This window comes from Cryobacterium sp. TMT2-18-2 (genome assembly GCF_004402245.1).
Classification (GTDB): domain Bacteria; phylum Actinomycetota; class Actinomycetes; order Actinomycetales; family Microbacteriaceae; genus Cryobacterium; species Cryobacterium sandaracinum.
In genome coordinates this window covers 103,451-118,407 of the sequence record NZ_SOFU01000023.1, presented here as the reverse complement: position 1 = coordinate 118,407, position 14,957 = coordinate 103,451, and the positions used below count along the sequence as shown (strand labels likewise).

Below are 14,957 nucleotides of genomic sequence, written 5' to 3'. Positions count from 1 at the left end.
TTTTGTTCTGCATTGTGATGTACGGCAACGCCCTGTCAGCTGCCGTTCGAGCCCGGCCGCCCCTGGGCGGCTACGTCGGAGCGGGACAGGTGGTGCCGCAGCTTCTTCTCCGATAGCCGCCCGTAGCTGAACATGACGTCGTCGATCAGGATTCCGGGGGCAAAGATGATGCCGTTCCGAGCGGCCAGAGCCCGGCCTGCATCGGTGTCCAAGCCGATCGTCTCGACCTGAAAGGAATAGTCCGCGGCGAGTCGGGACAGTACCAGCTTGGCTTGATCGCAGGCGTGGCACGAGGGTTGCGTCAGTACGGTGATTCGCATCAGGCGTCGGTCCGGAGAACCTGCATCTGGGTGAGAATCTCGTCTACCGGCACGTACATGGTGAAATTCGGCGGGCCGCCGTGGTCGGCGCGCCACTCAATTTCCCCCGTCGGCCCAACCAGGATGAAGCTGTGCCCGTTGCGGGATTCACCCATCATTCCGTACTTGTTGGTCTGGTAAGTCAGGGAGACATCCAGGCGGGTATCGGCCAAAGCGACCGCCGTCAGCTTGTCGTCGGCCATTTTTTGGGCGATCAGGTCCACCGGTCCGCTGGTGATGGTGAGGAGCTGATCGACGCCGGCAGACTGCAGTTTGGTCTGGGCGGCCTCCAGATCGCGGATTTGGTCCCAGCACGGCTGGCACCCGATTCCCTCATGGAAAAAGAGCAGAACGGACTCGCCACGGTAGTCGCTGAGATTGACCGTCCCCCCGGCCGTGGAAGCGAGAGAAAAATCTGGGGCTTCCGCGCCCGGGCCGGGAGCACCCACGGCGTAGCTGACCGAGGCGGTGTCTTCCACAGCCGTGGGGGTCCCGTTCCACGTGCTGTCCATGGCCACCAGGATGGCTGCCGCAACCGCCATGATGCCCACGACCATCGTTGCCCGGCGCAACCCAGTGCTCCTGGCACGTGATTGCAGGCGTGTGCCCGGACGGCGATTCTCTCGTGATGCCATTACTGTGACTCCTCTGTCCGGGTGCGCGTATGCGCCTGGTCGGGTCGGTTGCCGGAGGCGGTCGGCGTGGCTGCGTGCTTTCGGCTGCGCAGCGCCGTCCAGACCACAGCGCCGAGAGCGGCGAAGACGGCGAGCGTCGAGACCCACCCTGGAATGAAGGCCAGGAACTGCTGGATGACGGCGGCCCAGTGCCCCAGTGCTGCGGCGAGTTCAACCTGCCACCCGTCCGGTGCCATGCCCGGTCCCTGCACTGCGAGGACGACGGTGAGCACGCCCATGGCGATCATCAGCGCGCTTGAGAGCACTGTTCCCACGGGTAGCCGCCACCGGGCTCCGGGTCCGATCGGAATGGTCGTGGACGCGAGCAGGCGACTGGCTCCCCAGTTTTTTCTGTCCCACACCAACGCCAAGGCGCACAGGGGTGCGATCATCCCGAATACGTAGGCGACGCCCACTGCGGCGGCGGCCGGGAAAGACGAAGCGGCACCGGAGAGCGCCGCCACTCCGGCGAGGACTGGGGCGCAGCACGCGCTGGCGGCACCGGAGAACACTCCGAGTCCGTACACCGAGCCGATGCTGGTTCCGCCGCCGCGTCCGGAGGGCATCGGTAGCATCATTTTCCAGCCCCCCAGGGTGGCAGCGCCCACTGCCACCATCGCGAGCCCGACGACACTGAAAATTCCAAAATGGTACTGGAATAGGATGCGGCTGAGGAAGGCAGCACCTAAAGCGATGGGGAGGATGATGGTGCCGACTCCGGCGGCGAACACCAGTGTCATGCCGAGGATCTGGCTCCGGCTGCGGAAGCTGGAAGCGAAGAACGCCGGCAACATGACGGAGGCGCAACATGGGGCCAGGAGGGCCACGACACCGCCGAGAAACGCTGCCAGAATCGTTGTCGAGAGCAAGACCTGCCCCATGAACGAGCTCCAATCAGTACGAGTTGGGAGCATTCCCAACTACTATTTGCCATAGTAGTTCAGCGTGGCTGAGCGTTCACCCTGCGGCCGACGACGGCTCCTGAGCTCGGCGGATACTGCCCTGCGTTGCTTTGCAACGCCGGCCGGGGGCTAGCCAAGGGTGATTCCTCTCGCGCTCATGAAGGGTGCCGGGTCAATGCGCGCTCCGTCAGCCCGAGTTTCGAAATGCGAATGGCACCCGCTGGACGCCCCGGTCGTGCCGACGAGCGCGATCGTCTCGCCGGCGGCCACGCTCTGCCCATTGCCGACAAGGATCTGGCTGTTGTGGGCATAGCCGGTCTGCACACCGTTGCCGTGATCGAGGAGAACCCAGTTGCCGTAACTGCCGAGATAACCGGAGTAGATGACGGTGCCGCCGGTGGCCGCCGAAACCGCCTGCCCGCACCCGACAGCGATGTCGGTGCCGTAGTGAAAGGCTCCGACACCGTCAACGGGTTTGGAGGGGCGTGGGCCGAAGGAGTCGCTGATCCATCCAGCCACAGGGAGCGCCCATCCCTGGCCGCTGAGCTGACCGGAGTCGCGGTCCGCGCTCCGAGCGTTACCGCCGGTGCTGGGGGCAGCGGTTGCAGCGGTGGCCGCCGCGGCCGCGGCCGCTCGTCGTGCTTCCTCGCCCGTGGCAAAGTCCGCTTCTGTTGCCGCACGATTTTCGGTCAGGACCGCTAGCTGTGCCTGGAGGTTGCCCGAGTTCTGTTCGTGTTCGGCGAGCTTGGTCTCCAAGGCGGTGCTGGCGATAGTGGCATCGGTCAGAGCCGTCTCCGCTTTCTTGGCCAACGCGCCAAGCTCCTTCTGTGCAACATTTGCCTGATCGGTCAGGGAGGTCGCGGAGTTACGGTCTGCTGCTGCCTGGTCATAGATCGTGCTTGAACGCTCGGTGAGCTTGCTCATGGCGCCGAGCTGGTAGAGCAGCGCGTCTGCGTTTTCTCCTTCCAGGAAAATGTTTATCGAGATGTCGGAGGCACCCGCACGCGCCAGCAAGGCCGCCAATCGGCCGGCCTGTTGCTGCGAAATATTGGCGAGCTGGTTCGCTTCATCGGCCTGGCCCTGGAGCGTCGTGGCACGGTAGGTGGCCTCGTCGAATGCGCCTTGAGCGTGCTCGTATTCAGCGCCACGGCGCGTGGCCCGGTCACGGGCCGCAGCCACCTCGGTCGTCAGCCCGGCGATGAGGTTTTTGAGCACTGTGATTTGAGTTTGCTTCGCCGTCTCGTTTGAACGGGAGGTCTCAACGTCTGGCCATGACGGGTATTCGGCTGCCGCCGCACGCGGCGCGACACCGATGATGGCGAGGAGGGAAAGAGTGGCCACCATCGTTCCAGCCCACTTCAGGAGAAGCGGGTGCCGAGGACGTGATTCAGTTTGCGTCATCGGGGCGAACTCTCTCTGTGAGCCAGGCGAATGGGTCCGTCGGCTTTGAACCGCCGAGGAGGATCTCGAAATGAAGGTGTGGACCGGTGCTCTGCCCGGTGCTGCCGACGTTGCCGACGAGCTGGCCGACGAGTACGGGTTGCCCGATTTCGAGAGCCAGGGTGCCTTCCGACATATGGGCGTAAAGGCTTCTGACCAGGCGGCCGTCGATCATGTGCTCGATGATGGCGTACACGCCGAGGCCGCTGTCGTCGGTTGCCGAGACGTCCTTCACGATGCCGTCCGCGATTGCCTGGATGGGAGTGTTCACTCCGGGATTCATGTCCAGGCCCTTGTGGAAGCTTGAGCAGCCGTCGCAGGGGGCGGTACACGTGGACCGAAGTCGGTCGTGATGGGGACCCCGACTGTGAACGGCCACTGGACCGGCGAAGTCACGTCATTGACAATGGTGCTCGCCGTTTGGGCGTAGGCGCCCGGCGAGGACGGCTTCTGCACTCGGCCCACGGTGAATCCGTCGCGCAGGATGGTGACGGCGTCCGCTGCGTTGACTGGCAAATTTTGCGGTGCGTCAGGGACCGGCTGGCTCTGTTGATTCGCCGTGGCCGCTTCGGGGTTCACAGCGAGAGCGGGGAGTGAGACGCTGACGGCGAAAAGCCCGACGAAGACCATCGCCACGACGCCGAACAGTCGCTGCCGCACCGGTGGCGGAACCGGTCGGTCGGACTGCTGTCGGCGCGGTTTGTGTGTCAGCCTGCGGGGTTGCCGATGACGCTGGTGTTTTTCTGCCGCCCGCAGAAGGCGACGGGATGTGTCTGGGGGAGTGTTCATGCATGGTGTTCCTTGTACCGATGGCATGGCCGAGCGGAGAAACCTCAGCGATTGTTCACAGCGGGCGAGCGCATGACAATGAGCGGGGACCGCAGGACGGTCCCCGGGTGGTGGGGGGTCCTACAGGGTGGAGAGGATGTCCTTCATGACATCGATCTCATCGGTCTGGCTCGTGACGATGTTCGACGCCATGGCCTTGGCGTCCTCGTTTTGACCTTCATCCAGTTCCAGCTCCGCCATCATGATCGCGCCCTGATGGTGGACGATCATCTGTTCCAGGTAGAGCTCGCCGGCCTGCGGGCCCGACGCATTCTCCAGGGCCATCATGTCGTCGTCGGACATCATTCCATCCATGCCGCCGGTGCTGGTCTCATCGGCGCCCCACTCGGTCAGCCAGTCTCTGAGCTGCTCTATTTCCGGTTCTTGGGCGGCTTTGATCTGCGTGGCGAGGTCAGCGATGCGCACGTCGACCTCGCCCTTGGCGAGGATGTCCTCGCTCATCTCGACGGCTTGCTCGTGGTGGGGGATCATCATCTGTGCGAAAGTCACATCAGCCGACGCGAAAGAAGCGGAGGCAGTGGGGGCGCTGGATGACCCGGACGGACTGCGGGGCTCCGTCCCGTTGGTGCAGGCGCTGAGCGTGAGCACGGCGGCGAGGGCCGCCCCTGCCAAAAGATACGTACGTGGTTTGAACATTGTTTTTCCATTCATTAGCAGACCAGAGAAACCGAGGCGCCGGCAGGGCGCAAGAAAGCCACGCGGCCACGAGGGCGCGTCGGCGGCGGTTCGGTCTAAATGCGACTGATGGAAAGAATGGTCAGATTCGGCCTGTGAATATCCAGTACCGGGCGGAGAGAGAGCCAAACGATGTCACCGCCCGCGTCGAGCAGTCGGCGGTACGTCGACGGCAACCGAGCCAACACGACCAACGATGCAATCACCAGCAGAATGGTGCAGGTCATCGCGACGATCGCACAGTCCAACAGGCAGTCGGAACAATCGACGGCTCCGAGACCGGTGTGGGCGATGACGGACATCGCCGGGACTGCGACTGCCGCGACGCCCGGGAAGACACCAGCCTGTGTGGTGTGGTCGGACGCAACCTGGGTCCAACCTGTCTCGTGACCGGCATGCGTTGAGTTCATGGCCAGCACACCGAAGAGAAGTGCGGCCATGGCGACCAGCGCCACCAACCCGGACACGGGGACAGGCCGGTTGCGCGAAGCAACGTGTGCCGTGCTATCCAGCTTCATGTCACCTCCGGTTCCGTGCCTGGCGGTTCGATTCCCGCCCATACCTACCCAAGAGTATCGACTTTCACATGGTGTGATCTGTGAGATGCGATTCCACAGTTCACCCGATGGTGGCCGGATGTGCGGTGAGCGTTCCGGTAGGTATCGGGGCACTCGTCATGTTGAGTCCGCGGAAGCCGCGCAGCCGGAGGCTGTTGCTCACCACGAAAACGGATGACAGCGCCATGGCCGCGCCGGCGATCAACGGGTTGAGCAAGCCCAGCATGGCCAGCGGGATCGCCGCCACGTTGTAGGCGAAGGCCCAGAACAAGTTGGCCTTGATGGTCGCCAAGGTGCGCCGGGAGAGTCGGATCGCATCAGCTGCCGCGATGAGGTCGCTTCTGATCAGGGTCAGATCGCTGGCCTCGATGGCGACATCCGTTCCCGATCCCATCGCAATGCCCAGGTCAGCGGTGGCCAGTGCCACAGCATCGTTCACGCCGTCGCCGACCATGGCAACCACATGTCCCGCGCTCTGTAGCTCGCGGATGATTTGCGCTTTCTCAGCCGGCAGCACACCGGCACGAACGTCGCTGATGCCGACCTCAGCCGCAACGAAGGCCGCGACGGTCTCGTTGTCGCCGGTGAGGAGCACCGGCTGCAGGCCCAGGCGACGAAATTCCCCGATCGCGCCGGCGCTGGTGTCTTTGACGACGTCAGAGACGGCGAGGATACCCCTGGCCTGGCCGTCCCAGGCGACGGCGACCGCGGTTCGTCCCTGCGCCTCGAAGGCGGCCAAGGCAGCCTGGAGCTCGGATGGAAGTGGGATAGTCCACTGTTCCGTCAGCCAGCGTGGACGCCCCACGAGAACGACCCGACCGGCTACCAGGGCTTGAACGCCGAGACCGTCCGTCGAAGCGAAGGACTCGGGTGGCGGTAGTTCGCCGGCGCGTTCCCGGGCACCAGACACAATTGCTTGGGCGATGGGATGTTCGGAACCCGTCTCCGCTGCCCCGGCGAGGTGAAGCAGGAGCTGCTCGTCTCCACCAGCGACAGGAACGGCCGCCACGAGCGTCATCCGGCCGGTCGTGACCGTGCCGGTCTTGTCGAGCACGATGGTGTCTACCCGGCGGGTTGATTCGAGAATCTGGGGTCCCTTGATCAGGATGCCCAGCTGCGCTCCACGCCCGGTGCCCACGAGCAGAGCGGTAGGGGTCGCCAAGCCGAGCGCGCACGGGCACGCGATGATGAGCGTTGCCACGGCCGCGGTGAATGCGACGACGGTGCCTGCCCCGAGCAGCAGCCAGACCACAAGGGTGGCCAGCGACAACCCGATCACGGTCGGGACGAAGATCGCTGAGACCCGGTCGGCGAGGCGCTGTACCTCGGCCTTGCCGGTCTGCGCCTGTTCGACCAAGCGGCCTAGCTGGGCGAGCTGCGTGTCCGCGCCAACGCGGGTGGCCCGCACGACCAGGCGACCACCTGAGTTCAGGGTGGCGCCGACCACGGCCGCGCCGGGCCTGACTTCGACCGGAACGGATTCGCCGGTGAGCATGCTGACGTCGATCGCCGAGTTTCCTTCTATCACGGTGCCGTCCGTGGCGATCTTCTCGCCGGGACGGACGACGAACTGGTCGCCGACGACCAGGGACGCGGTGGGGACGGTGGTCTCGACACCATCCCGCAGAAGGGTCGTCTCTTTCGCCCCGAGTTCGAGCAGCGCCTTCAGCGCGGCACCAGACTGTTTCTTCGCACGGGCCTCGAAGTAACGGCCAGCCAGAATGAACACCGTGACGGCGGATGCGACCTCCAGGTAGATTTCATCGGCACCGCTTCCCGGGGTGGCGGTGAAGGTGAAGGCCATGGTCATGCCCGGGACTCCAGCCATTCCCAGAAAGAGGGCGTAGAGCGACCAGCCGAGTGCGGCGAGCACTCCGATACTGATCAGGGTGTCCATAGTCGCAGCACCGTGGCGCACATTCACCCAGGCAGCGCGATGGAACGGCCATGCTCCCCAGACAGCGACCGGGGCGGCAAGGGTGAGAGCCAGCCATTGCCAGTTGGTGAATTGCAGCGGGGGGATCATCGAGAGTAGCAGCACGGGGGTGGCGAGCACGGCGGACAGGATCAGACGCTGGCGCAGGCTGGCCACTTCGCGGTCTTGGTCTGTGGGCACATCGAGTGTCGGCACCTCAGGCGGTTTCGGACGTGCCGCCGTGTATCCGGTCTCCTCAATCACCGCAATGGCATCCTCAACCGTCGTGCCGTCAGGGATGAGGACACTGGCCTTCTCGGTGGCGTAGTTCACCGATGCCTCGACCCCGGGCATTCGGTTGAGTTTTTTTTCAATGCGCGCCGCGCAGGAGGCGCAGGTCATGCCGCCGACGAGAAGGTCGACCTGCTCTCCACTCATCGTGTCGCCGTGACCAGTTCGTAGCCTGCCTCATCGATGGCGGCGGCCACAGCGGCGGGATCGAGGGGTCCGGAGCTGGAGACGGTGACCACGGAGACGCCGCCCGGAACAAGGTCAACCTCCACGGCTTCGGCTCCGGCGACCTGGCCCACTTCGGCCGTCACGCTCTTCACACAGTGTGAGCAGGTCATTCCCGACACCCGGAAAGTGGTGGTCATGCCGGTGCGTTCTGCGCTGCGCTCGGATGTGTGCTCGTGCGACCCGCACCTACACGAAGAGTCAGTAAGGCCAAGGTCGTTCTTATTCAACGTCGACATAGTATTCGCGATTCCTTTCGTTCCTCGGCGATCAAAGCAACCGTCGGGACGTACCCCCAGGGGATACACCCACGGTATACCCCAGGGGGGTACTCGGTCAACATGAGATCGGTGCGCACGGCCGCTCACCCCGTCGCTGTGAGGTGGACCACCCGTGGGTATGCCCAGGAGAGTTCACAGTGGCAGCACTCGCCGGCAGGCCACCAGGATCGCGCGGGGCAGACCAGATCGGAACACACATCAACGAGTGATGAGAATTACGAGAGCGCGGTGACAACCCACGCTGGCCCGCAGTCCGTGGCCTTGGGCTTACTCGAGGACCACATGAGCCACTGTGTTATTGCCGTTGTCGCTGCTGGCGCCGAAGAAGGCGACGCCGAGATCAAGGAAGCGTCAACCGCAATCGCACGACTGGTCCGCTCCTAACTCACCAGCCAGCGTCGAGCCGCCGGCAGCATCGACGATCGATGACGGATGTGGCGGCGCATCCAGTGCCGCCTTCGGCCCATGAGAGGCCTACCACTCTGTGTACGGCACACTCGAGAAAGTGACCAGAAACGAACCGAAAACCGCGTGGCGTGACCAGAGCCGGCCCGTGTATATCCGTGCCAGCGCGCACAGTAACCACATCAAAATGGTGTAAATTCGCGGCATTCTGCCCTACCGGGCGTGGGCGGCACCGCCGAGACGACTTCAGTCGTTCCCGGTTCGCGTCCGGGCACCTCAGCACTACCCCTGAGTTTTCATCAAACCCAGCGATTTGCGTTTTTCCCGTCACACTATTCGCACCGGGGACACTCGATCGCTGTCGTCGGCATAGTATCTGTGCACGACGTCAGGGCACACGGGAAGGCTCTTCCCATGACGAGTGGAGAGTGACATGGTGACTGCGCGCCGAGGAGTTCCGGAGGTTGACGCGATCGTGGTCGGCTCCGGGCCCAACGGCCTCGCCGCCGCGGTCACTCTCGCCCGGGCCGGATTCTCAGTGCGCGTCTACGAGAAGTCCGCCGGCGTCGGTGGCGGCGCCGCGACCGCGGAACTGACCCTGCCGGGCTTCCACCACGATGTCTGCTCCGCCGTGCACCCACTCGCGCTGGCTTCGGAGTTCTTCCAACGATTCGGGCTCGCGGATCGGATCGAACTGGCAATTCCCGATGTTTCCTACGGCCACCCGCTGCCGGGCGGCACCGCCGGCCTCGCCTACCGCAGCTTGACGCGCACCGTCGCCGAACTGGGCAGGGACGGCGCGGCCTGGAATCGGTTGTTCGCGCCCCTCGTGGCGCATGCCGAGCAGGTCGCGCAGTTCACCGGTGCGCAGCTCTTGCGACTGCCGAAGCATCCGATCACCGCACTGCGCTTCGGCTTACGCTCCCTCGAACAGGGCAGCCCGCTCTGGGACCTGCGCTTCTCAGGCGATGCCGCTCCTGCCCTGCTCTCCGGCGTTAGCGCCCATACGATCAGGTCGATGCCGAGCATCGTCACGGCCGGTGCGGGCCTCACCCTCGCCACGTATGCGCACGCGGGCGGCTGGCCGATACCGGTCGGCGGCAGCGGCGCGATCGTGACCGCGCTGGTCGACGATCTGCTCGCTCACGGCGGTGAGATCGTCACGTCGACCGAGGTGCGGCGGCTGAGCGAACTGCCGCCGGCCCGCGTGGTGATGCTTGACCTGACGCCGCGTGCGCTTCTACGACTCGCCGAGGGCGAGCTTCCCGGCGCCTACACCCGACGGTTGCGCGCCTTCCGGTACGGAAACGGCGTCGCTAAGGTCGACTTCGCACTTTCGGGTCCGGTGCCCTGGCAGGCAGCCGGGGTGCGGGCGGCTGGCACCGTGCACGTGGGCGGCACTCGGGCTCAGATCCGGCGAGCCGAGAACACCGTTGCGCGGGGCGGACACGCCGAAGAGCCGTATGTTCTCGTGTCCCAGCCCAGCGGCACCGACCCAAGTCGCGCGCCGGCCGGTCAGCACACTCTGTGGGCGTACACCCATGTTCCGCGCGGCTCAACCATCGACCAGACCGAAGCGATTGTGCGCCAGATCGAGCGCTATGCCCCGGGTTTCCGTGACACGATCCTGGCCAGCGCCGGTCGCACCGCGACGGAGATGGAACGGCTCAATCCCAACTACGTCGGCGGTGACATCTCGGCCGGCGAGGTGAGTCTGACGCAACTCGTGCGCCGCCCGGTACTCTCCACTGACCCCTGGCGCACCCCCCTGAGCGGCGTGTACCTGTGCTCGTCGTCCACACCGCCGGGCCCCGGCGTGCACGGCCTGGCCGGCTGGTACGCGGCCCTGAGCGCTCTTCGACACGACCTCGGGGTGCGCACAGCCCCCGATCTTTCCCCGACCAACCTGAAATAGGTGACACAGTGGCCGTGAACTACCGCACCATGAGCTGTCCGCCCGAGAACGTCTTCGCCGTCCTCGCTGACGGCTGGCTGTACCCGGGCTGGGTCGTCGGAGCCTCCCGCATGCGGGCTGTCGACACGGCCTGGCCGACGGCCGGAAGCTCCATCCATCACTCGGTGGGCGTCTGGCCGGCTCTGATCGACGACTCCACTTCTGCTCTGGAGTGGGAACCACCCAGGCACGCGCTGTTCACGGCCCGTGGCTGGCCGACCGGGGAGGCCCACGTGGCCCTCGATGTGAAGGCACGAGGTGGCGGATGCGTCGTGCGCATCACCGAGGACGCCACCGCCGGCCCCGGCCGGTTCGTGCCCTCCTTCCTGCGCGTCCCGGCCATCAGTGTGCGAAACGTGGAGACTTTGCGCCGGCTCGCTTTCCTATGCGATTGAGTCGACCGCGTTGCAATGGTGGTCCGTCTATTCGCTGCTTTCGGTTCGTCGCGGATGGCACAGCGACTGTCAGGCCGATGGGGAGAAGGCGTCGAGGGAGTGACGTGCGATCGGGTTGCAGTCGAGGGCGCAGCCGAGATCTTCCGGTGCCGCAGGCGCGTCGATGTCCCTCATCGTGTTTTACGCCCCGGTCGCAGTGGCGACGTCGACCAGTCCGACTGAACACGAGCACGACGGCGGTGGAGAGGGTGTTCATCATCCGCGGAACGCCGAGTTCGGGACGGAGTCCTCCATCCGTGAAACGGCACCGCCGACAGCGATCAGTGCGCACTCCTCTCACACCACCGCAAGCGCCCGTGAACATCAGTAGGGACGATTTCTGTCATCGGACGACTCTCAGGATCAGCCCGGTCGGGCGTCTAGGATCGAAAGTCCACGACGTCCTGGAGGAATCCTATGAAGTGCCCAAATGACTCAACCACCCTCGTGATGAGCGAACGCAGTGGCGTGGAAATCGACTACTGCCCCGAATGCCGCGGCGTGTGGCTGGACCGCGGCGAACTCGACAAGATCCTCGACCGCGCGGAAAAGGAAGCCGCCCAGGCGGCGCCGGTCCCGCCGGTCGCCGGGACACCGGTTCAGCCGTATCCGGACACCCGCAACCGCCCGCAGTACGGCGAGCGCGACCGGAGTTATGACGACCGAGACCGTGGCTACGACAACCGTGACGGATACCGTCCCAAGAAAAAGGAGAACTGGCTCGGCGAACTCTTCGGTTAGACGTTCGCGGGGGTCACCCGCTCACGGCTCGGCGTCTCTATTTGTGAGCAACCTCCCAGCGGGATTCCGAGCGACTGTCAGAGCCCCGGCGTAACATCAGGGTATGAACCATTTCGGAACAGGTCGTTGATCGTGTCACGCAATTCAACCCGGTGGCTTCCTGCCATCGTCGTTCCGGTTGTCATCGTCGCCGGTGTCATCGCCGTGCCTCTGCAAGCCGGTGCAACCGTCGATCTGCCCGATAAAACGCCCGAGCAAGTGCTCCTCATGGTCAGTGACAGCACCATCAGCGCCTTCTCCGGCACCGTCGACAAAACAGCCGAGCTGGGACTACCCGACATCGACCTGAACGCCGGCATGTCCGATTCCATGAGCGACTCGATGGCCGAGTCCGCACCGGAAGGTACGACCGAAGCGGGGGCGGCGGCCACCGGAGCGCTCGCCTCCGTGATGGAACTCTTCAGTGGCTCGCACACGGCCCGCATTTACGTGGACGGCAGCGACTCCGACGGCCCCGCGAAAGCCCGGGTGCAGATCCAGGACCGAATGGCCGAACGCAACGTGGTGAGCAACGGCACGGACGTCTGGACTTACGACTCCGAGACCAACACCGCCAGCCACCTGACCATCCCCGCCGACGCCCGGGCCATCGCCGAGGCGCAGTACGCCGCGATAGTTGACTCTGCCCCGGCCGGCCTGTCGACGCCCTCGCAGGTTGCCGAGCGTTTTTTGAGCGAGATTGACCCGAGCACCACAGTCTCGGTCGGCACCGACGGCACCGTGGCCGGTCGCACAGCCTACGAGCTGGTGCTTACCCCCAAGGCCACACGGACCCTGGTCGAATCGGTGTCGATCTCGGTCGACTCTGAGACGGGGGTGCCGCTGCAGGTCACCGTGCGCGCCGACGGCCAGGAAGACCCGGCTTTTCAGGTCGGCTTCACCGCCGTCGACTTCAGCACCCCGTCCGCCGATTTGTTCGACTTCACCCCGCCAGCCGGCGCCACCGTCGAAGAGATCGCCCTTCCGGTCATGCCCGAGATAACCGAGATGACCGCCGACCAGGCAAAGCCTGAGATTCCGGCCGAGAATCTTCCCCTCGTAACGGGGAGCGGCTGGGACGCCATCGTCGAGGTGCCCGCGGCATCCGTTCCGTCCGAACTCAACGCCAACCCGCTCATCTTGGAACTGGCGACCGCGGTCGACGGTGGGCGACTATTCTCGACAGCCCTGGTCAACGTGTTCCTGACCGATGACGGCCGTGTCTTCGCCGGATCCGTTCCGGTGGAGATGCTCCAGGCCGCCGCAGCCCAGTGATCACGACACAGTGACAGCCGCAACCCCGGCTCCCGATCTCGCGATCGAGAGCCGGGGTCTCACCAAGCGCTTCGGCGAGCAGATCGCCGTGAACGAGATCGATCTCGCCGTTCCGCGCGGAGCGGTCTTCGGATTCCTCGGGCCGAACGGCTCCGGTAAGACCACCAGCATCCGCATGCTACTCGGCCTGACGCAGGCCAGCAGCGGGCAGATCAGGGTGCTGGGGCAGAGCATGCCCGACAGCCTGCACGAGGTGCTACCGCGGGTGGGCGCCCTCGTGGAGGGGCCGGCGTTCTACCCATTCCTCTCCGGGGCCGCCAACCTGCACCGGCTCGACACCGCCGACCGCAACGCGCCGTCTGGCACGCGAGGCGTCCGGGTCGAGCAGGCACTGGTGCGCGTGGGCCTGACCCACGCCGCCGGCAAGAAGGTGGCTGCCTACTCGCTGGGCATGAAGCAGCGCCTCGGCATCGCCAACGCGCTGCTGCAGCCGCGCGAGCTGCTCGTGCTCGACGAACCTACAAACGGGCTCGACCCGCAGGGCACCCGCGAGGTGCGCAGCCTGGTGCGGTCGCTCGCGGCGGAGGGCACCACGGTCTTCGTCTCGAGCCACCTGCTCGCCGAGGTGGAGCAGATGTGCACTCACGCCGCGGTGATGAGCGGCGGCAACCTCGTGGCCCAGGGCACGTTGGCCGACCTGCGCCACGTGGGCCAGACGCGGGTTCGCGTGCGCACACCGGATGCCGCCGCGGCCGCAGCCGTGCTGACCGGCTTCGGTCTGGCACCCGTGCACAGCGACGTGCCCGAGCAGGATCCCTGGGTCACGGCTCCGCTGCCTCGAGAAATGTCGGTCGACCTGACCGGACAGCCGGAGTCCATCGTCACGGCTCTCGTCGCCGGTGGTGTGCGCGTGCGCGGTTTCCTGATCGAGGAATCCAGCCTGGAAGAACGTTTCGTGGCCCTGACCGGAGAAGGTTTCGATGTCCTCCAATAGCGTGGCGAGCTCGAAGGAGTCGGGCAACGGCGTTCCGAGCAGGCGCCGATCAGCCGGACTGGCCCTGCTCGGCTCCGAGCTAACGGTGCTGTTCCGCCGCCGCCGCACCTGGGCGATGCTGGTCTCCATCGCTCTCATCCCCATCCTGCTCGCCGTCGCCGTGCGGCTTTCATCGGAGACCCTGTCACCGGGAGAGGGCCCGCCCTTCCTGGACCGGGTCACCCAGAACGGCCTGTTCGTGGCGTTCACCGCCATGATCGTGGCCATCCCGTTGTTCCTTCCGCTCACCATCGGCGTCGTCGCCGGCGACACCATCGCGGGGGAGGCCGGGCAGGGGACCCTGCGCTACCTGCTCGTGGCCCCGGCCGGGCGTTTGCGTCTGCTACTCGTCAAGTACGCCGGCGTCGCCGTGTTCTGCCTGGCCGCGACGCTGACCCTTGCGGTGGCCGGGACCCTGATCGGGGCCGCACTGTTCCCGGTCGGGCCGGTGACACTGCTCTCGGGCGATGTGATCAGCGTGCCGGAATCGCTGCTGCGCTCCGGGCTGATCTCGCTCTACGTGACAGTCTCGCTGCTCGGCTTCGCGGCGATCGGGTTGTTCATCTCCACCCTCACCGATGTTCCCGTGGGGGCGATGGCCGCCACGGTCGTGGTGTCGGTCGTCGTGCAGATCCTCGACGTGCTCCCGCAACTGTCGTGGCTGGATCCGTGGCTCTTCAGCCACTACTGGCTGGGCTTCGCCGACCTGTTGCGGCAGCCCATGGACCTGGGCTCGTTCGGCGACAACGTGCTCCTGCAGCTGGGGTACATCGCCGTGTTCGGTGCCCTGGCCTACGGCCGGTTCTCCACCAAAGACATCCTGTCCTGACTCTGTGTCCGGTCGAGACCACCACGCCCGAACAGCCGACGACGTTTGACCCCCGGATGCTCGACACCTGTCGATCAGG

At 65.5% G+C, this 14,957-nt stretch carries 15 protein-coding genes; 6 read left to right on the top strand and 9 right to left on the bottom strand.

Annotation, left to right across the window (positions count from 1 at the left end):
• Positions 1-35 precede the first annotated feature (35 nt).
• The 9 genes from E3O22_RS07730 to E3O22_RS07690 form a co-directional block, all read right to left on the bottom strand.
• A complete protein-coding gene (locus tag E3O22_RS07730) occupies positions 36-320 on the bottom strand; it encodes a thioredoxin family protein (protein WP_134394196.1) in 285 nt (94 codons plus the stop codon).
• Complete coding sequence (locus E3O22_RS07725) at positions 320-901, bottom strand: redoxin domain-containing protein (protein ID WP_304988610.1); 582 nt, start codon at positions 899-901, stop codon at positions 320-322. The genes E3O22_RS07730 and E3O22_RS07725 overlap by 1 nt, the downstream gene beginning before the upstream one ends.
• A 92-nt stretch (positions 902-993) precedes the next feature.
• The gene (locus tag E3O22_RS07720; RefSeq protein WP_134394194.1) at positions 994-1,914 is read right to left on the bottom strand and encodes a cytochrome c biogenesis CcdA family protein; all 921 of its coding nucleotides are present in this window, start codon (positions 1,912-1,914) and stop codon (positions 994-996) included.
• Positions 1,915-2,064: 150 nt separating this feature from the next.
• Complete coding sequence (locus E3O22_RS07715) at positions 2,065-3,279, bottom strand: M23 family metallopeptidase (RefSeq protein ID WP_166784593.1); 1,215 nt, start codon at positions 3,277-3,279, stop codon at positions 2,065-2,067.
• 43 nt (positions 3,280-3,322) lie between these two features.
• The gene (locus tag E3O22_RS07710) at positions 3,323-3,754 is read right to left on the bottom strand and encodes a M23 family metallopeptidase (protein ID WP_255570045.1); all 432 of its coding nucleotides are present in this window, start codon (positions 3,752-3,754) and stop codon (positions 3,323-3,325) included.
• 530 nt (positions 3,755-4,284) lie between these two features.
• Positions 4,285-4,860: a DUF305 domain-containing protein gene (locus E3O22_RS07705; protein WP_134394191.1), complete on the bottom strand. Its 576-nt coding sequence runs from the start codon at positions 4,858-4,860 to the stop codon at positions 4,285-4,287.
• Positions 4,861-4,955: 95 nt separating this feature from the next.
• The gene (locus E3O22_RS07700; protein ID WP_134394190.1) at positions 4,956-5,417 is read right to left on the bottom strand and encodes a hypothetical protein; all 462 of its coding nucleotides are present in this window, start codon (positions 5,415-5,417) and stop codon (positions 4,956-4,958) included.
• A 100-nt stretch (positions 5,418-5,517) separates the two neighbouring features.
• Positions 5,518-7,809, bottom strand: coding sequence for a cation-translocating P-type ATPase (locus tag E3O22_RS07695; RefSeq protein ID WP_134394189.1), 2,292 nt, complete (start codon positions 7,807-7,809; stop codon positions 5,518-5,520).
• Positions 7,806-8,027 carry a heavy-metal-associated domain-containing protein gene (locus tag E3O22_RS07690; protein WP_134394188.1) on the bottom strand — a complete coding sequence of 74 codons (222 nt, stop codon included), beginning with the start codon at positions 8,025-8,027 and terminating at the stop codon, positions 7,806-7,808. Before E3O22_RS07690 ends, E3O22_RS07695 begins: the two co-directional genes overlap by 4 nt.
• A gap of 979 nt (positions 8,028-9,006) precedes the next feature.
• Here E3O22_RS07690 and E3O22_RS07680 point away from each other — a divergent pair.
• The 6 genes from E3O22_RS07680 (at position 9,007) to E3O22_RS07655 (ending at position 14,878) form a co-directional block, all read left to right on the top strand.
• Positions 9,007-10,488 (top strand): NAD(P)/FAD-dependent oxidoreductase, encoded by a 1,482-nt coding sequence (locus E3O22_RS07680; protein WP_134394187.1) that lies wholly within the window; start codon positions 9,007-9,009, stop codon positions 10,486-10,488.
• Positions 10,489-10,517: 29 nt separating this feature from the next.
• On the top strand, positions 10,518-10,922 hold the full coding sequence (locus E3O22_RS07675; RefSeq protein ID WP_347232325.1) for an SRPBCC family protein: 405 nt from the start codon (positions 10,518-10,520) through the stop codon (positions 10,920-10,922).
• A 456-nt stretch (positions 10,923-11,378) separates the two neighbouring features.
• Positions 11,379-11,702, top strand: coding sequence for a zf-TFIIB domain-containing protein (locus E3O22_RS07670; protein WP_134394185.1), 324 nt, complete (start codon positions 11,379-11,381; stop codon positions 11,700-11,702).
• 132 nt (positions 11,703-11,834) lie between these two features.
• The gene (locus E3O22_RS07665) at positions 11,835-13,016 is read left to right on the top strand and encodes a DUF2092 domain-containing protein (RefSeq protein WP_134394184.1); all 1,182 of its coding nucleotides are present in this window, start codon (positions 11,835-11,837) and stop codon (positions 13,014-13,016) included.
• 10 nt (positions 13,017-13,026) lie between these two features.
• Complete coding sequence (locus tag E3O22_RS07660) at positions 13,027-14,010, top strand: ABC transporter ATP-binding protein (RefSeq protein WP_241976557.1); 984 nt, start codon at positions 13,027-13,029, stop codon at positions 14,008-14,010.
• Positions 13,997-14,878 carry an ABC transporter permease gene (locus E3O22_RS07655; RefSeq protein ID WP_134394182.1) on the top strand — a complete coding sequence of 294 codons (882 nt, stop codon included), beginning with the start codon at positions 13,997-13,999 and terminating at the stop codon, positions 14,876-14,878. The genes E3O22_RS07660 and E3O22_RS07655 overlap by 14 nt, the downstream gene beginning before the upstream one ends.
• Positions 14,879-14,957 lie beyond the last annotated feature (79 nt).